This is a genomic window from Paenibacillus sp. FSL L8-0502 (assembly GCF_038593055.1).
GTDB classification, from domain to species: Bacteria; Bacillota; Bacilli; order Paenibacillales; family Paenibacillaceae; genus Paenibacillus; species Paenibacillus polymyxa_D.
Map to the genome: position 1 here is coordinate 1567771 of NZ_CP151958.1, position 24636 is coordinate 1592406.

General features: G+C 47.0%; 22 protein-coding genes and 1 riboswitch. Of the genes, 14 read left to right on the forward strand and 8 right to left on the reverse strand.

The window, feature by feature from the left end; all coding sequences use genetic code 11:
* Window positions 1-4: 4 nt before the first annotated feature.
* Window positions 5-197, forward strand: a riboswitch (cobalamin riboswitch).
* 206 nt (window positions 198-403) lie between these two features.
* From NSQ57_RS06955 to NSQ57_RS06985, 7 genes are read left to right on the forward strand one after another with little or no spacing between them, the layout of a single operon-like run.
* Complete coding sequence (locus NSQ57_RS06955) at window positions 404-1411, forward strand: cobalamin-binding protein (protein WP_029516389.1); 1008 nt, start codon at window positions 404-406, stop codon at window positions 1409-1411.
* The gene (locus NSQ57_RS06960; RefSeq protein WP_029516390.1) at window positions 1408-2454 is read left to right on the forward strand and encodes an iron ABC transporter permease; all 1047 of its coding nucleotides are present in this window, start codon (window positions 1408-1410) and stop codon (window positions 2452-2454) included. The genes NSQ57_RS06955 and NSQ57_RS06960 overlap by 4 nt, the downstream gene beginning before the upstream one ends.
* Window positions 2451-3284 carry an ABC transporter ATP-binding protein gene (locus tag NSQ57_RS06965; protein WP_029516391.1) on the forward strand — a complete coding sequence of 278 codons (834 nt, stop codon included), beginning with the start codon at window positions 2451-2453 and terminating at the stop codon, window positions 3282-3284. Before NSQ57_RS06960 ends, NSQ57_RS06965 begins: the two co-directional genes overlap by 4 nt.
* Before the next feature lie 43 nt (window positions 3285-3327).
* Window positions 3328-4398 carry a nicotinate-nucleotide--dimethylbenzimidazole phosphoribosyltransferase gene (cobT, locus tag NSQ57_RS06970; RefSeq protein WP_342425837.1) on the forward strand — a complete coding sequence of 357 codons (1071 nt, stop codon included), beginning with the start codon at window positions 3328-3330 and terminating at the stop codon, window positions 4396-4398.
* Window positions 4395-4961 (forward strand): bifunctional adenosylcobinamide kinase/adenosylcobinamide-phosphate guanylyltransferase, encoded by a 567-nt coding sequence (gene cobU / locus NSQ57_RS06975; protein WP_342425838.1) that lies wholly within the window; start codon window positions 4395-4397, stop codon window positions 4959-4961. The genes cobT and cobU overlap by 4 nt, the downstream gene beginning before the upstream one ends.
* Window positions 4958-5827 carry an adenosylcobinamide-GDP ribazoletransferase gene (cobS, locus tag NSQ57_RS06980; protein ID WP_341039096.1) on the forward strand — a complete coding sequence of 290 codons (870 nt, stop codon included), beginning with the start codon at window positions 4958-4960 and terminating at the stop codon, window positions 5825-5827. The genes cobU and cobS overlap by 4 nt, the downstream gene beginning before the upstream one ends.
* Before the next feature lie 38 nt (window positions 5828-5865).
* Window positions 5866-7485 (forward strand): cobyric acid synthase, encoded by a 1620-nt coding sequence (locus NSQ57_RS06985; RefSeq protein WP_342425839.1) that lies wholly within the window; start codon window positions 5866-5868, stop codon window positions 7483-7485.
* A 121-nt stretch (window positions 7486-7606) separates the two neighbouring features.
* Here NSQ57_RS06985 and NSQ57_RS06990 read toward each other — a convergent pair whose 3' ends face one another.
* Window positions 7607-9307: a methyl-accepting chemotaxis protein gene (locus NSQ57_RS06990; protein WP_318626855.1), complete on the reverse strand. Its 1701-nt coding sequence runs from the start codon at window positions 9305-9307 to the stop codon at window positions 7607-7609.
* A 501-nt stretch (window positions 9308-9808) separates the two neighbouring features.
* Here NSQ57_RS06990 and NSQ57_RS06995 point away from each other — a divergent pair.
* The 3 genes from NSQ57_RS06995 (at window position 9809) to NSQ57_RS07005 (ending at window position 13608) form a co-directional block, all read left to right on the forward strand.
* Window positions 9809-11044 (forward strand): PTS transporter subunit EIIC, encoded by a 1236-nt coding sequence (locus tag NSQ57_RS06995; protein ID WP_342425840.1) that lies wholly within the window; start codon window positions 9809-9811, stop codon window positions 11042-11044.
* Between the two features lie 217 nt (window positions 11045-11261).
* Window positions 11262-12659 carry an L-cystine transporter gene (locus NSQ57_RS07000; protein WP_029516398.1) on the forward strand — a complete coding sequence of 466 codons (1398 nt, stop codon included), beginning with the start codon at window positions 11262-11264 and terminating at the stop codon, window positions 12657-12659.
* Between the two features lie 250 nt (window positions 12660-12909).
* The gene (locus NSQ57_RS07005) at window positions 12910-13608 is read left to right on the forward strand and encodes a queuosine precursor transporter (RefSeq protein ID WP_165144939.1); all 699 of its coding nucleotides are present in this window, start codon (window positions 12910-12912) and stop codon (window positions 13606-13608) included.
* 58 nt (window positions 13609-13666) lie between these two features.
* On the opposite strand, the gene NSQ57_RS07010 is transcribed toward NSQ57_RS07005, so the two are convergent.
* Together NSQ57_RS07010 and NSQ57_RS07015 are read right to left on the reverse strand one after the other, a co-directional pair.
* On the reverse strand, window positions 13667-14755 hold the full coding sequence (locus NSQ57_RS07010) for a Xaa-Pro peptidase family protein (RefSeq protein WP_069012552.1): 1089 nt from the start codon (window positions 14753-14755) through the stop codon (window positions 13667-13669).
* Between the two features lie 72 nt (window positions 14756-14827).
* Window positions 14828-15556 (reverse strand): MBL fold metallo-hydrolase, encoded by a 729-nt coding sequence (locus NSQ57_RS07015; RefSeq protein WP_069012553.1) that lies wholly within the window; start codon window positions 15554-15556, stop codon window positions 14828-14830.
* 197 nt (window positions 15557-15753) lie between these two features.
* Here NSQ57_RS07015 and NSQ57_RS07020 point away from each other — a divergent pair, with 197 nt between their 5' ends.
* Window positions 15754-16266 carry a GNAT family N-acetyltransferase gene (locus tag NSQ57_RS07020; protein WP_069012554.1) on the forward strand — a complete coding sequence of 171 codons (513 nt, stop codon included), beginning with the start codon at window positions 15754-15756 and terminating at the stop codon, window positions 16264-16266.
* A gap of 119 nt (window positions 16267-16385) precedes the next feature.
* Here NSQ57_RS07020 and NSQ57_RS07025 read toward each other — a convergent pair whose 3' ends face one another.
* From NSQ57_RS07025 to NSQ57_RS07035, 3 genes are all read right to left on the reverse strand, one after another.
* Window positions 16386-16820, reverse strand: coding sequence for a threonine/serine exporter family protein (locus NSQ57_RS07025; RefSeq protein ID WP_013309318.1), 435 nt, complete (start codon window positions 16818-16820; stop codon window positions 16386-16388).
* A gap of 20 nt (window positions 16821-16840) precedes the next feature.
* On the reverse strand, window positions 16841-17596 hold the full coding sequence (locus NSQ57_RS07030; protein WP_029516404.1) for a threonine/serine exporter family protein: 756 nt from the start codon (window positions 17594-17596) through the stop codon (window positions 16841-16843).
* A 113-nt stretch (window positions 17597-17709) separates the two neighbouring features.
* Complete coding sequence (locus NSQ57_RS07035) at window positions 17710-18564, reverse strand: hypothetical protein (RefSeq protein ID WP_029516405.1); 855 nt, start codon at window positions 18562-18564, stop codon at window positions 17710-17712.
* Window positions 18565-18922: 358 nt separating this feature from the next.
* Between NSQ57_RS07035 and NSQ57_RS07040 the strand changes: the two genes are divergently transcribed.
* Window positions 18923-19654 (forward strand): HAD family hydrolase, encoded by a 732-nt coding sequence (locus tag NSQ57_RS07040; protein WP_029516406.1) that lies wholly within the window; start codon window positions 18923-18925, stop codon window positions 19652-19654.
* Window positions 19655-19791: 137 nt separating this feature from the next.
* Window positions 19792-20472 carry a serine/threonine protein kinase gene (locus NSQ57_RS07045; protein ID WP_029516407.1) on the forward strand — a complete coding sequence of 227 codons (681 nt, stop codon included), beginning with the start codon at window positions 19792-19794 and terminating at the stop codon, window positions 20470-20472.
* A gap of 85 nt (window positions 20473-20557) precedes the next feature.
* Here NSQ57_RS07045 and NSQ57_RS07050 read toward each other — a convergent pair whose 3' ends face one another.
* Together NSQ57_RS07050 and speD are read right to left on the reverse strand one after the other, a co-directional pair.
* Window positions 20558-21976 (reverse strand): NAD-dependent malic enzyme, encoded by a 1419-nt coding sequence (locus tag NSQ57_RS07050; protein ID WP_342425841.1) that lies wholly within the window; start codon window positions 21974-21976, stop codon window positions 20558-20560.
* Window positions 21977-22249: 273 nt separating this feature from the next.
* Entirely contained in the window at window positions 22250-23056 is an 807-nt protein-coding gene (gene speD / locus NSQ57_RS07055; protein WP_029516409.1) for an adenosylmethionine decarboxylase, read from the reverse strand.
* Between the two features lie 684 nt (window positions 23057-23740).
* Here speD and NSQ57_RS07060 point away from each other — a divergent pair.
* A complete protein-coding gene (locus NSQ57_RS07060) occupies window positions 23741-24589 on the forward strand; it encodes a hypothetical protein (protein ID WP_029516410.1) in 849 nt (282 codons plus the stop codon).
* Window positions 24590-24636: the final 47 nt, after the last annotated feature.

Here is a 24636-nt window from a genome sequence, read left to right on the forward strand (position 1 = left end):
CGGCGCAGCGTGATGAAACTATGGTTTCCCTCCCTGCGCTGTTAAAAGGGAAGTCGGTGTGAATCCGGCGCGGTCCCGCCACTGTAAATGGAAACATGCCCGTTAGTCCTCTTTAAATGTTACTAAGCATATGAAAGAATTTCAGGACATGTATTTTACCATAAGTCAGGATACCTGCCCGTCCGCCTGTCACCATAATCCTTCGAGGAAAGGATGACGTGTTCGCAGTGACTGTCCATGCGGAAAGAAGCTGCCGCCTGCGCACGATCTGCGCTAACGTGACCCCTGTGTCCTGATATGAGGATGCGGGGGTTTTTGATAGGAAAAGAAGGCTAGATTTAGAAGATATCTGATGATGTTCAAGTAACGCTCTTAACGATTTATTTATGAAGGGGTGCAAATCATGGCAGGAAAAAAAATAAAGGTGTGGACAACAGGTCTATTGGCTCTGATTTTGGCAGTTGTGCTGAGTGCATGTGGCGCTAATGGAAAAAATGCAGAAAATAAAGAGGGTCAGGCTTCTTCACAGCAGCCGGGACAGGCAGTAAACGCACAAGAGCCTCCGGGCAAAACGGTTTACCCGCTCACAGTTAAAGATGCAACAGGACAGGAATTTACATTCAAAAAAGCGCCGGATAAAATCGTTTCCGTCTCCCCGGCAGAAACCGAGGCGTTGTTCGCCATTGGGCTGGATAAGGAAATTGTCGGCGTCTCCGACTACTCTGATTACCCGGAAGCAGCTACGAAAAAGCCTAAAGTGGGCGGTATTATGAAACCAAACGAAGAGGCGATCATTGCTGCGAACCCGGAAGTCGTTTTTGCAGGGATATCACTTAGTGAACAGGCTACGACCAAGCTGCGCGACATGGGAATTATGATTTTTAAAACGGAACCGAAGACAGTGGAAGATGTCATGGCTAACATCGAATTGTATGGGAAAATCACCGATCATCAGAGAGAAGCAAGAGCGGTGACTGACAAGATGAGAGCAGATGTAGCAGAAGTAAAAGAAGGAATTAAAAATATCGGTAAAGGGCAGAAGCTGCGGGTATACGTCGAGTTTTCACCAGGCTGGACAGTGGGTAAAGGCGAGTTTATGGACGAGCTGATTACGTTGGCGGGCGGCGAAAATGTAGGTGCCACGCAGAAGGGGTGGTACCAAATTAGTGAAGAAAATATTATTGCTGCGAACCCTGACGTGATTTTGTACAGCAAAAGTGTCAAGGACGACAAAACGGGCCAGACGCTCGGTGATATCATTAAAGCTCGCAGTGGATGGGATCAAATATCGGCTGTTCGCCACAACCGGGTATTTGCCGTGGATGATAATTTGATCAGTCGTCCGGGTCCACGCGTAACGGAAGGTCTCAAGGAAGTGGCCAAGGGCGTGTATCCTGAAATTTTCAAATGAACCGTAAACTGATCGGCTTTGGAGGGACAGGTCTTGTCCTGCTGTTGCTGACGCTGCTGCTCTGTCTTGGCATCGGCTCGGCCAAGCTTCCGGTCAGCCAAATCACGGGCATTCTGGTTAACCACCTACCGTGGTTAGGCGATACGTTTACACCGGATTGGAATACATCCTCAGAGCAGATTATTTTGAAGGTCAGATTGCCACGAGTGTTACTGGGAATGTTGGTAGGAGCAGCGCTGGCGCTGGCGGGAGCCGGATTTCAGGGTGTGCTGCGTAATCCTTTGGCTGATCCGTATACACTGGGGGTATCCTCGGGGGCTTCGGTAGGAGCGGCAGTACTGATTTATTGGGGCCTTCAATTTTCATTTGTTGGCATATGGACGCTGCCGCTAGTGGCATTTACGACCGGAATGCTTACGCTGTGGATGGTGCTGACGTTGGCACGGGAAGGTGGGAAAATTCCGACACAAAGTCTCATTTTGTCGGGTGTGGTGATGCAATCCTTTCTGGGAGCGGTTGTTTCCTTTCTGACAGCCATGTCGAAGGAGACGGTCAATGAAATATTGTACTGGACGATGGGAAGTCTTAGTCTGCGCGGTTGGTCATATACAGGAATCCTTTTACCTTATGTGGTCATAGGGCTGGTATTTCTATGGAACCGGGCACGTGTGCTGAATATTTTGGCTTTGGGTGAACGTCAGGCGGCGCACATGGGAGTTCATGTAGATGCGACGAAGCTATCTGTTCTGATTATTTCCACGCTGCTGACAGCAGCCGCTGTCTCGGTGTGTGGCGTGATTGGCTTTGTTGGACTCGTTGTACCGCATATCATTCGTCTGGTGACAGGTCCTGATTACCGTATGATTGTTCCATTATCTGCGCTCGGCGGAGCTGTTTTTATGGCTTGGGCAGATACGGCGGCTCGCACATTGTTAGCCCCCACAGAAATTCCTCTGGGCGTGATGACGGCCTTTGTTGGGGCACCGTTCTTCGCATATCTCCTGTACCGAAACAAGAAGCTGCGCAGGGGGGGACTGCTGTGACAGAACAAAGTGAATCACAGAAGGTGCGTGATCGGGCATTAGAGGTAGTGGGTCTGACACGTGCCTATGGAGAGTTCCATGCTTTAAAAAATATAAGCTGGAGCGTCGACGAAGGAACTTGGTGGGGGATTATTGGTCCGAACGGCAGTGGAAAATCGACCTTGTTGCATTTGCTTTCCGGTGTAGATCAGCCAACTTCGGGAAACGTTCATATCTATGGCAAAAAGGTCGGTAGCTACAGCAGGAAAGAGCTTTCCCGACTCATAGCCGTACTCCAACAGGAAGGGCTTCCTCCCGTGGGATACACCGTCAGGGAAGTCGTAGAAATGGGACGTTTTCCCCATCAGGACTGGCTAGGCAGGGAAAAGGGTGTTGATGTGGAGGCGATCGCGGATCGCGTGCTGGAGCGATTGGGTCTTACCACGCTGGCGGACAGAGCATTAGACCGTTTGAGTGGGGGACAGCGACAGCGTGTAGCTTTAGCAAAAGTAATGGTGCAGGAGCCACGAATATTGCTGCTGGACGAGCCTACGACCTATCTGGACTTGCGCTATCAGCTTGAATTTATGGAACTGCTGGCAGATTGGCGCCAAGAAACGGGTGTGACGATCATTGCGGTCTTGCATGATCTTAACTTGACAGCCCAATTTTGCGAAGATTTGCTTGTACTCAAGGATGGAATGGTTGAAGGATTGGGAGCTTCATCGAAGTTATTAACTGAGGATCGGATTCGACGAGTATACGGTGTTGAGCCTGTGATGCTTCCGCATCCTGATAGCGGTGTGCCGCAGCTCTTGCTGCGCAGGAGCGCTTCGGATACAGCAGATTAAATAAACGATGAAACACACTTAAAAAGAGCAGGGAGTGGAAGGTATGAACGACAAGCTGCGTCAGCTGATCGATAGCATTGCCCAGCCGGATGGGGTGGCGGCCTCGGCAGCTTCAGCCCATTTGGACCAATTAACAAAGCCACCGGGAAGTCTTGGAAAGTTGGAAAGTGTGGCCATTCAGCTAGCAGGAATTACAGGAGTGGATAAGCCTGAATTCGATCGTAAAACGGTTATGGTCATGGCTGCGGATCACGGGGTGTGTGAAGAGGGAGTCAGTGCCTTTCCGGCTGAGGTTACACAGCAAATGCTGTATAACATGCTGTCAGGTGGCGCAGCAATTAATGTGCTGGCACGCCATGCGGGCGCAGATGTCAAGGTGGTAGATGTTGGCGTGAATGCGGATGTCGCTCACGCGAATCTGTTGAACCGTAAGATACGCATGGGTACTTCGAATATAGCTAAAGGGCCAGCGATGCTGCGTACGGAAGCGGAACAGGCGGTTTTGGCCGGAGCTGAAGCTGTAGCAGAAGCGGTCAAAGGTGGCACACGGCTATTCGTTACTGGAGAGCTGGGCATCGGGAATACCACAGCCAGCGCTGCGGTCGTATGTGCTCTCACCGGGCTGGAGCCGGAAGTTATCGTAGGCCGGGGAACGGGTGTAGATATGGCTGGGCTTACCCGCAAAATAGCGGTTGTCTGCCGCGCATTGGACGTGAACCAGCCAGATGCAAATGATGCGCTCGACGTGCTCACTAAGGTCGGCGGTCTGGAGATTGCCGCCTTGGCAGGAGTTATCCTCGGCGCAGCCGCACATCGCTGTCCAGTCGTGTTGGACGGCTTTATTTCCGGCGCAGCTGCCCTCGCAGCGCGTGCACTTGCGCCTGCAAGCGCTGCGTACATGCTCGCTTCGCACGCCTCGGACGAGCGCGGGCACACGGCGGTGCTCTGCCAGCTCAAGCTGGAGCCCATGCTTCATTTGGACATGCGGCTCGGGGAGGGCACAGGTGGTGCGCTTAGCTTGCACCTGATTGATGCGGCGTGCCGCATTATGCGCGAAATGGCGACCTTTGCCGATGCAGGCGTATCGGACGGTCAGGGAGCCGCGCAGCGATGAAAGCGCTCGTGACCGGCGGGGCACGCAGCGGGAAAAGCGGCTTTGCCGAGCGATTATGCATGTCGCGCGCGCCTGGCGCCTGCTACATTGCAACGGCGCAAGCCTACGACATGGAGATGAAGGAGCGCATCGCCCTTCATCGGGTCCAGCGCGAGTCTGCCGGGTACGACTGGCAGACGCTGGAGGAAGCGCAGGCGCTGCCGGAGCTGCTGCGACGGCTTGGCGGCGATCAAGTGTCGCAGCCATCACCCGCGCCTATGGTGTTAGTCGACTGCCTGACCCTGTGGCTGTCGAACGTGCTGCTGGCCGCAGGCGAGGACGGCGAAGCTGCGTCCAAAGTTGCCATTAATGAACTGACGGCAGCTGTGGAGCAGTATCCGGGGCAGCTTGTCATCGTGACCAACGAGGTTGGTGACGGTATTGTGCCCGAATATCCGCTTGGTCGGCTGTATCGGGATTTGAGTGGGGTTATGAATCAGCGGATTGCCCGTCTTTGTGATGAAGTATTTTTGGTGACGGCGGGTATTCCCGTAGAACTCAAACGGCTGGAATATAAGCTATGAGCCGCGAACGTCAGGCTGTTGCTGCTGCTTTTCAATTTTTAACGCGTCTTCCGGTGAAGGCGGAATTGGATTTTTCCCCGGATTTGCTTAAACGCAGTGCAAGTTATTATCCGCTGGTGGGAGTGGTCATTGGCATCATCGTCTGGGGCTTTGCGGCGCTCGCTTCTATGGTGCTGCCGCCGTTGCCGTGTGCGATTCTTACTCTTGTTGTCTGGGTCTGGTTGACGGGTGGATTGCATTTGGACGGGTGGATGGATGCAGCTGATGCCTTGTTCAGCTACCGATCCCGTGAACGGATGCTGGAGATTATGAAGGATAGCCGTGTAGGGGCAATGGGCGTTATTGCTTGCGTGTTGCTGCTCATGCTCAAGGCTTCTTTGCTATATACGGTGCTGGTTGAACGGAATGTGTCTGGCTTGCTGCTGCTTCCGATGGTTTGGAGCCGCTGGTTTATGGTACATGCGATGAAGCGCTGGCCTAAAGCCCGTAATGATGATGGACTGGCTGCGCGTTTTGCTGATATGAGTGGTGGCCGCGTAGGGTTGGCCGTATTCTGGGCTGTATTAGTGACCCTGAGTGCTGCCGTAGGACAATATCTTCTGGCAGGTTTGGCTACAGCAACAAGGGATACTGGGAATCTGTCGTTGGCAGGATCATGCTTACAAACCTTGCTTTCATATTCTGAAAGCCTTCCAATCTCGATAGGTTTTGTGTTGATTCCGCTCTTGGCTTACGGTGTTGGAACCTTCACGGCAAACCGTATTAACCGCCGCTTGGGTGGACTTACGGGAGATATATACGGAACTTTAAACGAATTGCTGGAGACTGTTTTATTGTTGTTTATTGTCATTTTGTACGGGTTGTGACCAGATTTGAAATGAATTCGTTAAAGGGGAAGAGGCAATTGTCAACTTTCGAACCGTCCAGCACGAGCCCGGCAGCCGTATTGATGCTTCAAGGAACAGCGTCGGATGTGGGCAAAAGCGTGGTGACGACTGCGCTTTGCCGTATTTTTACGCAGGACGGATATCGTCCAGCACCGTTTAAGTCGCAAAATATGGCGTTAAACTCTTATGTTACCGAAGACGGCAAGGAAATTGGACGCGCTCAGGGGGTGCAGGCTGAGGCCTGCGGTATTGAGGCCACGACCGACATGAATCCGATTCTGATTAAGCCGGTCAAAGATATGCACTCACAAATTGTTGTACACGGTGTACCTTATGCCTATATGAGCGCCTCCGATTACCGGAGGGATTTTTTGCCAAAAGCCAAGCAGACCGTTATGGATGCTCTGAATCGGTTGCGCGATACCTATGATATTGTCCTTATGGAAGGGGCAGGCAGCCCGGCAGAGATTAATTTGAAGGACCGCGATATCGTAAATATGAATCTGGCAGGTTGGGCGGATGCTCCAGTGTTGCTTATTTCAGATATCGACCGGGGCGGTGTTTTTGCCTCTCTCGTAGGAACCATCGAGTTGCTGGAACCCCATGAAGTACAGCGTATCCGCGGATTTATCATTAACAAATTCAGAGGCGATCTGTCTCTGCTGCAGCCGGGATTAGACTGGCTGGAGGAACGGACAGGCATTCCTGTACTCGGTGTATTGCCCTATCTACCAGACATTCGCATTGAAGCAGAGGATTCGGTAGTACTGGATAAGAAGCCCAAGCTATCTGCAAAGGATAAAGAACTGGATATTGCAGTGATACGATATCCGCGGATTTCCAATTTTACGGACACGGATGCTCTGGCCGCAGAGCCGGATGTGAGTGTTCGTTATGTCACAGAAGCCGGACAGTTGGGCGTACCGGACGCCATTATCTTACCGGGGACCAAAGACACCATTGGAGACCTGTTGGAATTGCGTGAGAGAGGTCTGGAGAAAGACATTCGGCAGGCTATGAATACCGGCTGCACACAACTAGTTGGCATTTGTGGAGGTTATCAGATGCTGGGTACCGCACTTTTTGATCCCGAAGCCGTCGAATCTGGGTTGCCGCAGCAGGCAGAGGGGTTAGGTTGGCTGGCTCTGTCCACGACCTTTTTGAAGGAAAAGCAAACCGTACGCGTACAAGGAACCCTGTCTAATCATTGTCCGCTTTTGCTTAGCGCTACGCCTGATTCGGGTTATGCCTCTAAGCCAAGCATTGAAGGTTATGAAATACATATGGGCGTTACGGAGTATGTTACGGAACCATACGCACCTACAGATGGAACTTTAAAACTAAGCGAAATGAAAAGGTTATTCCATATCCGGCGTGGCGAAGGAACAGTTTTTGAGGAAGGCTGGGGTACGACAGACGGTAAAATATGGGGAACCTATTTGCACGGTGTGTTTGATAATGACCGTTTTCGCCGATGCTGGCTGGATGGATTGCGACAAGCCAAGGGCTTGGCACCTTTAGAAAGCACTTTTACTGTACGTGAAGCCAAGGAACGAGAGTTTGACCGTGTCGCAGAGGTGGTTCGGGCTCATTTAGATATGGAGCAAATTTATCGTATGATGGGAATGAATTCATAAACTTCATAAAATGATTATTTAAATCGCTCTTAAAAATAAAGAGGTATCTCTACAGCCATTTTCATGACTGAGAGATACCTCTCTTTATTCAGGATTTTGCAAAATCCTCTATGGTATCGGCTTACGTAATTTTAAATTTTTGGACAGCCTTTTGCAGCTCGGTTGCTTGTTTGCTTAATTGGCGAACAACCTCGCTGTGGCTTTCCATTTCATTCAGTTGCTCATCGGCATTTAATCCGATTTCCTGAATCATATGCTGTGCATTGGCAGCGATGAGAGCTGTCTCTTCCACGGAAGCAGATACTTCTTCCGAGCTGGCGGATACTTGTTCCGTTGCTGCAGATACCGTTTGAATCGTAGCATTGATCTTTTGCATAAGCTCACTTAGCTGGTTAAAGGCTGAGCTCGCTTGTTGAACCATTTCCGTTCCCGAATGAATTTCACGGCTCACCTGGGTCACAGAGTCCACAGATTGTTGCGATACTTCTTGAATGGTAACCAAATAGTCGGAAATTTCTTGTGTGGCTTCTTTAGATTGCTCCGCAAGCTTGCGCACTTCTCCGGCTACTACGGCGAAGCCCCGTCCATGTTCGCCCGCACGGGCAGCTTCAATGGAGGCATTCAGGGACAACATTTGAATTTGCTTCGTGATATCGAAAATAGCCGAAACGATACTGCCAATGGCTTCTGAGCGCTCATTCATACTATGGATGTATCGAAGCGATTCATCGGCAGCATGTCCTACCTGTGACATTTGAGCTACAGCTTTTTGAGCGAGCGTAGTACCGTTAACCGTTTCTTTTGTCGCTTCACTGATTTGATCGGATACATCATTGGCAGAGGAGGCGATGTGCTGAACACCTTGAGCGATTTCCTCCATAGCCTGCGCATTTTCAGCAGCAGCTGTAGCTATGCTGGTACTGCCCTTTGCTATTTCCTCTGCGGCAACTGTAGAATCCTGGACTTTTACACTCATAGCCTCAGTCCGACGAAGCAGCTCGTCCGATCCTCCAACAACCGCACCGGATGTAGAAAGCACATGGCCGATCATTTCTTTTAAGTTATGAGACATCGATTGGAAGCTGCGGGCAAGTTGCGCAATTTCATTGACGCCATGAACCTTCGCTTCTTGTGAAAGATCACCTTGAGCAATTTTTTCGCTATGACGAACCAATTCAGCAATGGGTTTTACAACTTTACGTATCACGAGGGTAGAAATAATTCCGCCCAGCAGGAGTGTTGCCACTGTAATACCTATGCAAATCCATAGAATTTGTTGGGATTTTTCTTGTACGAATCCAACATCTTCGTTCACGCCTAGAACTAAATTACTACCCGATATAGCAAAGAAGGCGGTTTTGTGTACTCCGTACGAATCGCTATATATTTCACTGATATTCATCTCGCCTTGTTTTGCCTTTTTTACATCCTCTACAGGAATGAGTGCATCCTTGACCTTGTATACTGATTTTACATTCCGTGCGACGACTTCGGCTTTACCATCCTTCACTACCGCGATATATGCCGATTCTAATTTGAGGGTATCGACTTTGTCCTGCAGATAGGATTCCATCTGTATAGCGGAGCCGGAATCAGAACCGCTTCCTTGCCCGGCCTGAACAGCTAAGGAAATATTGAGATCCTGATATACATTTTTAGCTCCAATTTCTAGCAATTGGTCTACCTGAGGCATGACACTGTTATTAATGATACTCATGGATATTGCATAGAAACTGATGCTGAACAAAAGGGATGCAAAGAGCTGAATCAGCAAAAACATAATTCGTAATTTCGCGCCAATGGAACGATTAAAACTCTTCATGAAAATTCTCCTCTCACATGATGGTAATAAAGTCAGACGAATTCCCCTGCTTGATGTAGGCCGCTTGTCCAATAAGATGCTAGACACGCCATGATCTACTTGTTTTCCTCTCCTTGCTTGAAGAAAAGACTGAAAATGTTCGGATTCTATGTATATTTCAGCTGTATTCAAGGAACAAGAATGTGAAAGGGAAGTAATCCATGATTTACTAAAAAGTAGGTTAGACCTATTTTACATAATTAACAGACGGTTGAATAGTCATATTTGCCCAAAAAAAAACAAAAAATATATAACTATGGTCTTAGGTGTTTAGATGTAAGTTTGATGTAAATTATCAGGTGCATAAAAACGAATAGATTACTCCTTCTATAAAACTATTGTAAAAAAGAAGTAATATAAGTAGCATAAGGAATACCGCTTTTACGACAATATTCTTCTAAGCTTGGTTTGGTAAGTTCGAAAGTGGTCTTCAATATACATATAAAAGGGGAAAAGGTAGTTATGAATGGGGATTTACTTTCCAAAGAAATGATTTCGCAGGTCAGAGGAGAAGATGAACTAGAGCCAACTTCCGGCAGTAACAGAGCTGCTACAGGGGGCAATCTGATAAGTCGTCTATTAGATTATGTATCAGGCGTATTCACTCCGATCTTGCCGGCAATGATTGGGGCAGGAATGATCAAGGTAATTATATTAGTTTTAATGTCCTTCGGTTTATTGTTGTCTGATCCGCAGGTATATACTATTTTAATGGCTATCAGCGATGGGGTATATTACTTTCTACCTATTTTTGTTGCGACAAGTGCGGCAAGAAGGCTGCGCAGCAATGTATTTGTTGCGGCAGCCATCGCAGTATCCGTATTCCATCCCCAACTAACAAGTTTATTCCAGTCAAGTGAGGAGGTACGTTTTGCCGGTCTGTCAGTTATAGACCCACAAGCTGCTTCATCTATAGTACTCATACTTGTTGTCGTTTGGATAGCATCGTGTGTCGAAAGATGGTTAGACAGGTATACCCCTTATTCACTTAAATTATTGGTTGTCCCGACTTTGACACTGATAATCACTATACCTTTGATGGTGTTCGCTTTCGGACCACTGTGGAGTTATCTCGGCCAACATGTATCGGATGGACTAGGCTGGTTGTTTGACAATGCAGGAATATTTACAGGGCTGTTGCTCGGAGGCGCGATGTCTTTGCTTATTATTGCAGGCATGCAATATATAATGCTACCGATTATGATCAGCTCGCTTACAACATTGGGTTACGATCATATTTTTCCCGTGGTCATTGCAGCGGCTTTCGCTCAGGCTGGCGCAACATTTGGCGTATGTGTTAAATCCAAAAATCCCAAAGTCAAAACGCTGGCTGCGTCCACAGGTTTGTTAGCCATGCTGGGAATCATTGAACCGGCCATGTATGGTGTCAATATCCGTTTCAAAAAACCGTTAATAGCAGTTATGATTGGTGGAGCCGTTGGTGGGGCTTGTATGTGTTTGTTTGAAACAGAGCTTACTGCTATTGGTACGTCTGCTGGGCTGCTCAGCTTACCTTTATTTTCTGAACCCACGCTTGTGTACGGTATTGTGGGTATACTGATTTCGTTTGTTACGGCTGGCGTAATTACGTATTTTATGGGCTTTGTGGATGAAAAAGATGAGCATTCGCAAGTAGTATCTACATCTGGCATGAATGCTTCTCCGAACTCGGTTGTGGAAAAGAGCCCCGGCAGCTAAGTTGAATACATGTCGCTCTGTTCAGGATAACAAACAGCAAGCCTTCATCTTACGAAGGCTTGCTGTTTGTCATTTTGATAAATCTAAGGCTGAAGCAGATTTATTATTTTTATTTCAATAAAACCTACAAAAATAGTTGGCTTTGTGATATAGTAATCTTCGAATTGAAGGGTCACTTTAGAAAACATCTTACGTTTAAGTTTGGAGGAAATGATATATGGATACCTTCTTTATTATTTTGAATGTCATCGTGCTGCTTGCACTGCTCGGCGTGTTGGTCTGGATGCAGAAAAAGCACATCTCCTTTACAAAAAGGGTATTTGCCGCACTTGGCTTCGGACTGATCTACGGGGCTATTCTACAATATGCCTATGGGGCAGGCTCAGAGGTCATTACAAAATCAGTTGATTGGTTCAACCTCGCAGGTAATGGTTATGTCCGTTTGCTGCAAATGGTCGTTATTCCGCTTATCATGGTGTCGATTATTTCGGCTATTATGAATTTGAAGGGAAGACAGAACCTTGGCAAAATCAGCGTGTCCATTATTGCAGTACTACTGATTACAACGGCAATTGCTGCTTCAGTGAGTATTGTAACCAGTCTGTCATTTGATTTAAAGGCCATTGAGATTCAAGGTGGAGAAAAGGAACAAGCACAGGGCTTGAAGATGGAAGAGCGCCTTGGAACAGTTCAGGACATGACCATTCCACAGCAGGTGCTGGAATTTATTCCTTCAAATCCTTTTGAGGATATGACGGGAGCACGTCGTACGTCGACGCTGGCGGTGGTTATTTTCTCGGCCTTTATCGGGGTGGCTGTGCTCGGATTGGATCGTAAAAAACCGGAACAGGCGCAAACCTTCCGTAAAGTGATCGATGCAGTGTACGCTGTAGTGATGCGGATTGTAACGTTGGTGCTGAGATTGACACCTTACGGTATTTTAGCACTGATCACTAAAGTAGTAGCTACGACCAATCCAGATGAAATTTTGAAGCTAATCAAGTTTGTGCTCGCTTCTTATGTGGCTTTGTTGGTCATGTTTATCATTCATCTTATTTTGCTGGCCTTGTTCGGCTATAATCCGGTGACGTATGTGAAAAAGGTATTGCCTACACTGGTTTTTGCTTTTACTTCTCGTTCCAGTGCGGCGACCATTCCGTTAAATGTTGAAACGCAAACGAAAAAACTTGGTGTGTCCGATGGCATCGCGAATCTGTCTGCGACCTTGGGAGCGACTATTGGACAAAACGGCTGTGCTGGTATTTATCCGGCGATGCTGGCGGTTATGATTGCTCCAACCGTGGGTATTGATCCAACGAGCTGGGATTTTATCCTCACGCTTATTCTAGTCGTTACGGTCAGCTCGTTCGGCGTGGCGGGTGTAGGCGGTGGTGCCACTTTCGCTTCCCTGATCGTGCTTTCCACCATGAATCTTCCAGTGGCATTGGCAGGATTGCTCATCTCAGTCGAACCGTTGATTGATATGGGTCGCACAGCGTTAAATGTCAATGATTCTATTACCGCAGGTCTCATTTCAGGCAAGGTGCTCAAAGAGAACGATCAAGACGTGTTCAACAATCAAGGTATGGATTTGGATGCAACGGCGCACTCTTAAGTAAAAGATAGACAAGATGGTGTAAACTACAGTCTCATATCGCATCTATCGCATATGTAACACGTGCACTGTGCACCTCAATACTCAGAGTCGACCTTAAGGTCGGCTCTTTATATTAGGCTTAGGACAGTGTAAATTATAGCTGTTCACGAATCCTAATCTATGATACATTAAAATAATGTTTTTCCGGCTTGCTTCGGATGAACCGCGGTTCGCAACCATCCCGCGCTATCAAAACTAGGAGGATTTTATGTTTAATCTTTTATGGGGGGCAGCTTTTGTCCTCGTCAATTTTATGTTCTTTTTGTTATGTTTTCGGTTGTTCGGTAAAAAAGGGCTGTACGCCTGGATTGGTGTTGCTACTGTACTAGCTAACATTCAGGTAACCAAAACGATTGATCTGGTCGGCATTACCACGACATTGGGAAATACGATGTATGTTTCTATGTATATGGCCAGCGACTTGCTGAATGAAAAATATGGGCCTAAAGAGGCGCGTAAAGCTGTGTGGTTCGGCTTTTTCACTCTGATTATGACGACGGTCACGATGCAAATGGTGCTGCAATTCGAGCCAACTGCAACGGATTTTGCCCAGACCCCGATGCAACAGCTGTTTGGATTGTTGCCAAGGCTTGCGCTTGCCAGCTTGACAGCCTATGCAGTCAGTCAATTGCTGGACGTGCGTCTGTACGCCTGGATTCGCAAGTTTTTCCCGGAACGTCATCAGCTCTGGATTCGCGGCAATGGCAGCACGATGATCAGCTCGTTTATAGATACGCTCATTTTCTGTACTATTGCCTTTTACGGTTATGCGTGGGGGATATGGATCGAGATATTATTCACCACCTACATCTTAAAATTTGTATTGACTGCGGCGGGTACACCCATTTTGTACATTGCACGCAATTTCAGCTTTATAGAAGAGGAGGGGCAAACCCTAAAGCCATGATGGCTTGGGGTTACCCCTCCTTTTTTCATACTTTTTATATAATGAATAGCAAATGGATTTATCCGAGCACTGTCAGTTCTTTTGGAAAAGAGGTAAGCACTTCAACACCATCAGAGGTGACCAGAACGTCATCTTCAATCCGCACACCGCCGAGGCCTGGCACATAGATGCCGGGTTCGATTGTGAACACGAAGCCTTCATGAAGCAGATCGCTATTGCCTCCGTGTACAGATGGATATTCGTGAACACTCATGCCAAGGCCGTGTCCAACTCGATGGTTAAAGGCAGGGCCATATCCAGCGGATTCAACAACAGCCCGTGCTGCCTGATCTACGGATGCGCAGGAAACTCCCGGGCGAATGGCGGCAATTCCTGCTTCGTTCGAGCGAAGAACCGTATTATAAATTGTTTCGAGCTCAGTCGATAGCTTTCCAAAAGCAAAAGTACGTGTAATATCCGAAGCATAACCATCGGAATATACGCCCATATCAAACATGAGCAGATCGCCGTGTTGCAGCTTGCGGGTACCCGGAACACCATGAGGCAAGGCTGTTTTGGGTCCAGACAGCACTGTTGTGTCAAAAGACGGGCCATCTGCACCGATTTTTTTCATCTGGTATTCGATTTCGGCCACCAGCTCGACTTCCGTCACCCCTTCACGCACATGGGTGAGACCGTGACGAAGGGCATCTTCCACCAAACGAGCTGCATGTTTCAGACGTTGTACTTCCTCAGGAGTTTTTCTCACACGCATTTCTTGAAGCACTGGACCCAGGTCCACATATTGAGCCGCGCCAATGGCAGTATGTAGCTGTTCGTAACGGAGGACGGAGACGTGCTCCTTTTCCAGTGCGAATGCTTTCACACCGGTGCCTGTGCGTTGACGAAGCAGATCATATGGATTGTCCGTATCGGTGTGGGTGGATATACGAGTCACAGAAGAAGCAGCTTGGGCGGCTTCTGCATCCAGGGCGGGTACGATCAGTTCTGGTTCTTGGTCCCGAAGCAACACCAGACCAAGAAAACGCTCATGCGGATCACTGGCAAAGCCCGTCAGGTAGTAAATATGTTTAGGATCGGTCACAAGCAGGCCGTCCCAAGACTGTGACTTCAGTTCATCATACAGTCGGGTTATTTTCTCATTCATAAAGTCTCATTCCTTTCTGCCTATTTATTCATTATAGCTCTTCATACATCATTATTTATAGCATGGAATGACTTATTCTCTTTCCTGACTTAATGTTTGCAGACGTGCCTGTACATTCTGATCATAGTAACCACCATGGTAGCAGAGTACCTTATCAACATCCAATACAGTCAGTTTATCGAGGCTCTTTAGGGCCAGTGGCATATCCGGCGTAGCCGACTCAGCGGGACCGACCAGTTCACCTTCGACTACAAGCAACTCATCTGCTGCCAAGAGCAGCTTTTGTGCGGGCACATACAAGCTGATATGCCCGGGCGTGTGGCCGGGTGTATGTATAATCTGTATTCCTCCACCATAGGGTAGATGCTCACCATCCTCAAGAATATGAGCAAAGCGCAAATCTGGCAGGCGGCGAATCAGATCCTCTGCTTGTTGCTTGAGCGTAGTATCCAACTGATTAATCCGTTCCGGCGTTAGCTTCACAAATGGTCGCTCTCCTGTCATATAAGGGACGTCATCCTTATGGGCTAACAGGGCAGTATTCGGCAGCAAGTCCAGCAGTGCATGAACATTTCCGATATGGTCAATATCTTGATGTGTTAAAATAATTCTTTTCAGGCGGCTGATATCCTCACCCACATCTGAAATAGCCTTGCGTAATGGCTCCAATTGGCCGAGCATTCCCGTGTCAATCAGTGTAAGTCCATCCTCGTCCTTGAGCAGTACAGGATAAATGGTTGTTTTTCCAAAAAAAGATTCCATAGGTATTTCCAAAATCAAGAGTTGAGTTCCAATATTCATATTAAGCTGCTTCAGAATCCTTGACTCCGAAACATACCTCCCGTCTCGTCATGTTAAATCGCTTACTCCGTTTTTGTTTTTCTTCAAGCTCTATTATAAAACCCTTTGGGACTAATCCGCAAAACAACTCGATATGGCTGATCGGGCGCTTGTCTTGTACAATAAATAAATCACACAATAGGAGGCGGATACGAATAATGAATAACGACCAATCTTTTTCCATTGAATTTGCATGCAAAGAGGATCTTCCCGATATTGTGGACATTTATAATTCTACGATCGCAGGACGAATGGTCACGGCAGATCTGGAACCGGTGACAGTGGAAAGTCGAATTCCATGGTTTGAGGCTCATCAGGAAAACCACCGGCCTTTGTGGGTTTTAAAACAAAAGGGTACAATTGCCGGATGGGCCAGTCTTCAGTCCTTTTATGGGCGTCCAGCTTATAACGGTACAGCAGAAATTAGCATATACGTCCATGAGGATTCTCGTGGAACCGGAACAGGAAGTCGACTGGTGCAGCACTTGCTAAATGAATGTCCGAGACTGGGGATTACCACGTTGTTGGGATTTGTTTTTGGTCATAATGAGCCAAGTATTGGGCTGCTACGGAAGTTTGGTTTTGAGCAATGGGGGTACTATCCGCGTGTAGCTGTGCTGGACAGCATAGAGCGAGATTTAGCGATATTGGGTAAGCGAGTGGATGAATAAGCTTATGACATATAAATATTCTTTGTAACGTGTACAGAAAAAGGCTGTTTCCAAAATCGTCTCATACACTGCAGATGATTTTGGGAGCAGCCTCTTTTGCTTTTCTATTTTCATCGCTTTTAGCGCTGTGGTTTAAAACGTATACTGTGAAAAATCTGATTAAGCACTTCAGACAGCACCAAACCGACAGCAATCGCTCCTGCGATCATCAGCGTGCTCATCGCCAGCTCCAGTGCCTGCGGATAATGTTGTTGTACGAACTGGCGCATGGCATTATAGGCCATTCCCCCTGGAACGAGCGGAATCATGCCTGCGACACTGAAAATAATCACAGGCATTTTGTACAGCCGCGCAAAGCCTTGACTGACGATGCCGATGAGGATCGTTGCCAAAAGGCTGGCGCTCACAGGTCCCATGCTGTCCGTAGTTGAATAATAGACCAGCCAGCCTAGCATACCGACGAAACCGCATTGCAGCAGCGAGCGCCGGGGGGCATGGAAAAGTATGCCGAATGCAGCGGTGGCAATAAAGCTTGTGAATAATTGTGCAAGCATAGACTTGAATCTCCTCCGAATCACATATAAGAAATGATCACCGCAACGCCAGCTCCAATGCCGAAAGACGTCAGGCAAGCATCGGCTCCCTTGGAAAGACCCGAAACAAGGTGCCCGGACATTAAATCACGGATGGCATTTGTAATTAACAAGCCTGGAACCAGTGGCATGACAGAGCCAATAATAATTTTATCCATCATCTGTCCCCAGCCTACTATCGTTAATAGAGCCGCCAGCAAACCGATTAGAAAAGATGCAGAAAACTCTGAGAAAAACTTAACCTTAACGAGCCTGTGAAAATACTGTACGGCTGCAAATCCGATACCTCCGCATAACACAGCTGCGGGGAAATCTCGCCAAACTCCACCAAACATGATCATAAAGCAACCGCTGGCCAACGCAGCAGCCATCAGCTGTATACGGTTAGAATAACGGAGGGGACCACATTCAATCTCCGAAAGCTCCTTGACGGCAGCGCGGGGAGACAAATCACCTGTGCTGATTTTACGTGAAATGGAATTGACCTCTGTCACCTTGTGCAAATCGGTGGTCCGCTCTACGATGCGAATGAGCGTGGCAGGCTCCGAGTCATTAATGGCAAAAAAAATCCCAGTTGGTGTGACATAGCTATGGGACTGGGATATGCCATAGGCCGAAGCAATGCGGGACATCGTGTCTTCAACACGATAGGTTTCGGCTCCATTTTGCATCATCAGTTTGCCCGCCAACAGACAAACCTCAATGATTTCAGGAGTAGGATAGGAATGATTATTCATGCTCGCTCTCTTTCATTCGTACCGGGCCGTTCGACCCTATTATTTTCATTTATTGTAGCACAAAAAGCCGCCTTTTCGGAGGCGGTTAGGTTAGGGGAAATCCAAGGAATTCATCATGATTCTATCATATCAGGAATAACGGTATAGTAGGACTCTTCCAGATATGTTGCGGCCTCAGATAGGCCCATCAACTTAAGCTGTCCAGCTACAAAAGCACGAAGGGCAGAATGGGTGAACAGATGCCGTGTCTGGGCATCTCGAATAAAGGCCAGTCTGGCTTCACGCGAACCGTTGTGGAATAACTCACGCACAGCTTCGCCTTGTTGTTCCCAAAGGAAAGGCTCCGTTACGGTCAAGAGGGCACTCTCCTTAGAAGAGCTATGCTTCGCAGAAGAAGATACCTGAATGCCCAAGCCGTTCAGCGTAGGAGCTGCTTCATTGTGCTTCCGTTCTGTACGCAAACTATCGATATAGGCAGCCATATCCTGAATCGGTTCGATACCAAAGCGTTCCCGGAAGCATTCGCGTACAAACGCGGTACGTTCATCTACAACCTGAGGCAGTCGCTGACCTGCATGTCCAGAATAGTCATCTCCACTGGCGTAGTATCGTTGTAATGAACTGTTCTCTGTATAAACAACACTTAAAAAATCCTGCAAATGACGGGCAACCACCCATACACCCGTCCAATCGACGGGAGATACGCATACGATAGGGGCCTGTGAAAGGTCCTTTTCAAGACCAAAATCCGTTAAAAAGCCATAATGTATTCCGTCCACCCCTGCATGGGCAAAAGGAATAACATCTGGTGGTGTAGCCATATATCGTGGCGCGCGGCCCTGCTCCATAATCAATCCCAAATCAAAACTCAAAGAATGCCGGTTCGCTTCGAGCTCCTTTTCAAATTCTATAAGTGCCTCAATCAAAGGTGTAGCTGATCCATAGGCTAGGTTAGAACCGGAATCCATCGTGTATGCCTCCCTTATCCAATACATCCATAAAGCGTCCATCCCTAAAAGGTACGTGATTTTACACGAAATGTAAACCTGTATGACGAATCTTTTCAAAAATGTGACCTTTTACCCGTGTGTTGTCAAATAAAACGCTTTCGGGCAAAGCAGGACAAGATACCTATATTAGCTCGGTAGAGAAGTAAAGTGAGTTTGCGAAAATGCGGTCTTTTTCAGTGTATGTTAGCAACCGTGAAGTGTGAATGCAGGAGCGCAGTGTGAAGGACAGGGTGCAACGCAACAGGCCAACGGGTATAATATCAGGACAAGGTGAAAAGGAGCGACATCCGAAGATTTAACAGAAAGAAGTGGGCATATGAACTTGCAAAAGAAGGCTGTTTTTTTTGATGTAGATGATACGATGTACGATCATTTGCACCCTACACGCGATGCATTGCGAACAGTATTAGGATTGAGTGAGCGTTTTCCTTTTGAGAAAGCCTACCATCGTATTCGCTATTACAGCGATGTACTATCGGCTAAAGGAGGACTACTGGAGGGGAAGGCAGGGACGCATGAACTGGATGAGATGAGAGAAGGCCGTTTCATTCTGGCTTTACAAGAATTCGGGATAGAAATTACCCGTGAGCAGGCAGTACATGTTCAACAAGAATATTTGGATCGTCAGTACCGAATTGAGCCTTTTGAGGGGGCTACCTCGTTAATAAATGATTTGAGCTCGGCTGGCTTTTTAGTTGGATTAATTACCAACGGTCTTGAAGAACACCAGATGAGCAAGATCAAGGCTATGGCGTTGGAAAATCATGTTGCAGCAGAGCATATCTTTGTATCTGGAACCGTTGGCTATGCCAAGCCTGATCCGCGCATTTTTGAAGTAGTGAACGAACGGACAGGAACGTTAGCAGAGCACTGCTGTTACATTGGGGATTCCTGGCGCAATGACGTGGCGGGAGCTATAGCTGCGAATTGGCAGGTGATCTGGTTCAATCACAGGAACGCTCCCCCGGAAACTGACGTGCTAGGAATCTATAAAACAGCGGCAAGCTATGCAGAGTTAAGAAGGTTGCTTTTGCCGGACGCTCGTTAGACACGGCACATACCGTTTTTTCTAAAAGAATCAACCTATTTTGAAGCCATTCCCAAAGCTAACCCGTAATACTATTTATCTGTTATAGATCTAATTTCATTGGTAATGGTTTAGAACAGAAAAGGAGGGGATCGCGCATGGTAGAACAATGGAGGCAGGCAGAAGACATCATAAGTCAAGTGACCGTATACAGTACAGAGGATAATGATCCGGTTACCATTAAAACAGCCACTCAAGACGTCCGCTGTATTGGCATCGGGACAGATGCGGCCGTATTTACGCTGGATACGTTGCCAGGCTACGCATTCAAGGTGTACTCAGACATGGCGATCGACAAGAAAGATGCGGAGGCCGACGTATATGAGCGTTTGCGAGGGTCTGACTTTTTTCCTCATTATTACGGAAAAGGCGACAAGTATATTGTCATAAGTTATGAATCCGGTATTACGCTGCTGGATTGTTTGCTGCAAGGAATTCCTGTGCCAGAGCAGGTCATTCTGGATGTGGAAAAGGCGAGAGAATTTGTCCGATCCAAGGGGCTGAACCCCCGTGACATCCACCTCAAGAATGTACTCATGCAAGACGGGCGTGCCAAGGTATTGGACGTATCTGAATACGTGAAGGAAGGCGATGACAAGCGCTGGGAGCATTTGGTGTGGGCGTATCATACGTTTTATTCCGGTATCTCGGAGGTTAAAGTTCCCTCATGGATTTTGGATACGATTAAAAAATGGTACTACAAGCTGGACAACTCCAACTTTAATCTGGAGGAATTTGCCCAGCGTGCCAGTCAATTGTTCTCTAAATGGAGGTCATAACCGCTGTGAAGATAACGGATATGCAGTCTGATCTTTCCATAGCAAAAAGGATTGCACCCGCATTTAGGGGAGCAATCCTTTTCTTTTATCTGAAATCCCGAGGCACTCTTCTCGCTGTACCACTCGCAATTGCGGCTTGAATTACCTTTTCACGCACCCGTTGAACCGCACTCTCGTTAAATACACCAGGGATTATATACAGCTTGTTTAGTTCTTCAGGACGGATCGTGCCTGCGATGGCCTCGGCGGCCGCCAGCTTCATCTCTTCGTTGATTTCACGGGCACGGCAGTCGAGCGCTGCTCGAAAGATGCCTGGGAAACAAAGCACATTGTTAATTTGGTTAGGATAGTCCGAACGTCCGGTGGCGATGACACCCGCAATGTCCTCGACGTCCTCTGGCGCAATTTCGGGAACCGGGTTAGCCATAGTGAACAGTACCGGGGCTTCTTTCATACGTTTCACGTCTTCTCGTTGCAGTAGTCCGCCTGCCGATAGTCCGATAAACACGTCAGCGTCCTTCAGAACCTCGGACAGCGTGCCAGACAGCCGTTCGGGGTTGGTATGCTGCGCATACCAATTCCACATTTGATGCTCGTATGTTTCATCCGCTGTAAGCGCTCCGTGACGATCTACGCCAATGATATTGACTGCTCCTGCAGATAGCAAAATTTTCGTACAGGCCACACCCGCAGCCCCGATACCACAGACGACAATTTTGACGTCAGACAGGACCTTGCCGACAACCTTGAGCGCATTGATCAGCCCTGCGTACAAAACGACAGCTGTACCGTGCTGATCGTCATGAAAAACAGGTATGTCCAGCTCGTTACGTAACCGCTGTTCAATCTCAAAGCATCGTGGCGATGAAATATCCTCCAGATTAATACCGCCAAAGGCTGGGGCCAATTGCTTAATGGCCTTAATGATTTCTTCGGTGTCCTGCGTGTCCAGACAGATGGGAAAGGCATCGACGGACCCGAGCTGCTTGAACAGCATAGCTTTGCCTTCCATAACTGGCATGGCTGCATAGGGACCGATGTTGCCTAGCCCGAGGACAGCGCTTCCGTCAGAGACGACGGCGACCGTATTGCGCTTGATCGTCAAACGGAAAGCTTTGTCCGGCTCCTCGTGAATCGCCATGCATACGCGTGCTACATCGGGGGTATATACCCGGGATAAGTCATCGCGGTTTTGAATGGGGACCTTGGGCTGCATTTCAATTTTGCCCCCGAGGTGTAATAGGAAGGTACGATCAGAGATGGATAATACCTTAACACCTTGTGCTTTTTTAATCCGGGCAATCATTTGATCGATTTCTGCTGGATCAGCAATGGTGACTGTAATATCTCTCACAGTGACCTTCTCAGAGGTGCGGATGACGTCAATGGCGATTACATCCCCGCCATGTTCGTTTACCAACGTAATCAATTGACCAAATTGGATGTGCTCTGTGGAAATTTCCAGTCGTAAAATGATATTTTTACCGCCAATACCGCCTTGCATGCAAATTCCTCCTTTGTCTTCCATGACAAAATCATACGTAGGATCGATTGATTGCGCTTACAATATGAAGCGGATGTAAAATCTATGCTGATATTTCAAATTAGTGGTTTCTTCCCCTATCATAGTGAACAATCACTCGCTTGTACAGATTAAGTTGAGTAATATCTTTTATTTTGTATCAAAAAAAGGATGAAAGCCTGGCTGTATTTCAGTCCAAGCGATCATCCTTTTTTTCAATGAAATGATTCACTTTATTTTCACGCATTCGATCTGTTACGTCATATTTTTACCGTAGTAAATTTCGTCCATTTCAATTTTGAGACGTGTTGATATATTTTGTTGCTCTTTTTCAGTCAGACTTTCCTTGGTGTAGCCGAACAGGTAATTGTCTAAATCGAATTGTTTTAGCTTACATTTGGTATGGAAAATATTTTCCTGATACACATTCACGTCGATCATGTCATACTGACTGCGCACTTCGTCTGGAATATAGTTTTGAATGGAGCCGATATCATGGTCGATGAAAAGCTTATGTCCATTCATATCACGTGTGAAGCCGCGTACCCGGTAATCAATCGTCATAATGTCGGTGTCGAAAGAATGAGTCAAATAGTGGAGTGCCTTGAGCGGGGAGATTTCCCCACAGGTAGAGACATCAATATCTGCTCGAAACGTACTGATCCCCTCGTCTGGATGATATTCCGGGTAGGTGTGAACCGTAATGTGGCTTTTATCCAGCTGTATCACGACAGATTCAGGTAGGGGGCCTGGTGACTCGGCATAAGATTCAGTCGGAACCTCCACAATGGGTCCCTCTGATATAAGTACTGTCACGCTGGCTCCTTGAGGAACATAATCCTGCTGGGCTACGTTGAGCACATGGGCGCCGATAATGTCAGATACATTCTTTAAAATAGCTGTCAGCCGATCTGAGTTATATTGTTCATCAATATATTCAATATACGCCTCGCGTTCTTCTTTGGTTTTGGTGTAACAAATATCGTACATATTGAAGCTCAATGATTTGGTCAGGTTGTTAAATCCGTGCAGGGTAATCCGCTGTTCCGGTGTTATGGTCATAGGCTATTTCCCCTTATAGTCGCAGTATTCATACATAATATTCCCAACACGCCTTTTCATATACCGATTCATAAAATCAGTTCTGTAGCTGTTAGATTAAAGGCTTGAACAAGTATGTCTTACCCGTTTGGCATAATTAAAAACAGGCAGGGGAGTGGCTTTGTTTTTACATGTATGGAAATTTTAATGTATATATACTTTATTTCTTACTCAGCAATTTTTAAGTAACAGGACTTATAATATGAACTATGTATACGAAGAAGGAACTGAACTGACAGAGAACTCGTAGTAGAACTTAAGAACCAGGTTAGTAATTCAGTAATTTAATGTGTATCACCTTCACAATGCCGAAAGCTTAACCGAATATGATTATAGACCCGGAAAAATAGTGATTTTGTATATTGCATAAATCGAGAAAGCAACTTCAGCTAATAATATGCGTATAATAAAATAAACGTAAGAAGCTGAGAATTATGAAGTTAAAATGAATTTGTTAGCGAGTTTAATTTACAAACCGATCCCATGTTACTGTCAGGATTTTGCACAATTCGATTCCAGTCGCTCCGAAGTGCAAGATATAGACGAACTAAACTACTTCGTTCTATACCTTTGTTCATTGGAAGTCGCTTATTGGATTTTTGCAAAATCCTTTACTGTAAGAAAAACGGTGGAAGGAGTATCAAGATGCTGGCTTTGTCCGATCCGGCCTGGACTCTGCTCCAAGGCCCTTATGGTTCTTCTCAATACGTCCCGGAAATGTTGAAGCAGCTCCAAGCCGGATATGATGGCGAAATGGCTGACACCTTGTATTGGGAGGAGCTGTATCACCAAAATACGTTGTATACTTGTACATTTGCGGCTGTACCTTACCTTGTAGACATTGCGTTAAAAAGTTCTGATATAGGGATTCGTGCAGATATATATAACATTTGCGGAATATTCGAAGCGAAGAATAACAATCCCTTACATACCAAAGTTCCTTTGGAATTTACAAGGGATCAGGTGAAAGTGGATTCTAGTCTGGCTGAATATATTTACGCGCAATATCGGTGTGCCATTGTCCGACTTGCAGAATTGACTGAAGAAATGGTGCTGTATGCGAAAGAACACGAAGGAGATGTCGGTAAACGCTATGTTCTGGCTGCGGGTGCCGCTTTTCAGGGTTATCGCTGCGTAGCTTATATGCTACAAAGCTTCGATACTGGTGACGAATATACGCTGGATTGTCCGCATTGCGGTACCCCGCTCTATATTTGGCCTGATGAACAGAATGACACCTTGGTTGTCTATGATAAGGATCCTGTAAATTCAGATAATCTGGTTCCCCAACCGATTCGCCCCCGTTCATTGGACCATAGAGGTGCTAATATGCAGTGGTTGCACGAATATGCCCAAAAAATTGAAGAGAACAAGCTGATTGCCCAATTACCCTATTTAAATGGTTGGGTAGATTGTCCAGTGTGTAATACGCCCATATATATATGGGATGAGTTGATGAAAATGGCTGATGGTGTTCGGAGGTATACCGCTTAATCAATCAAAAAAGGGTGCTGTCCTTCTACAGCCCCCTCATTTCCTCT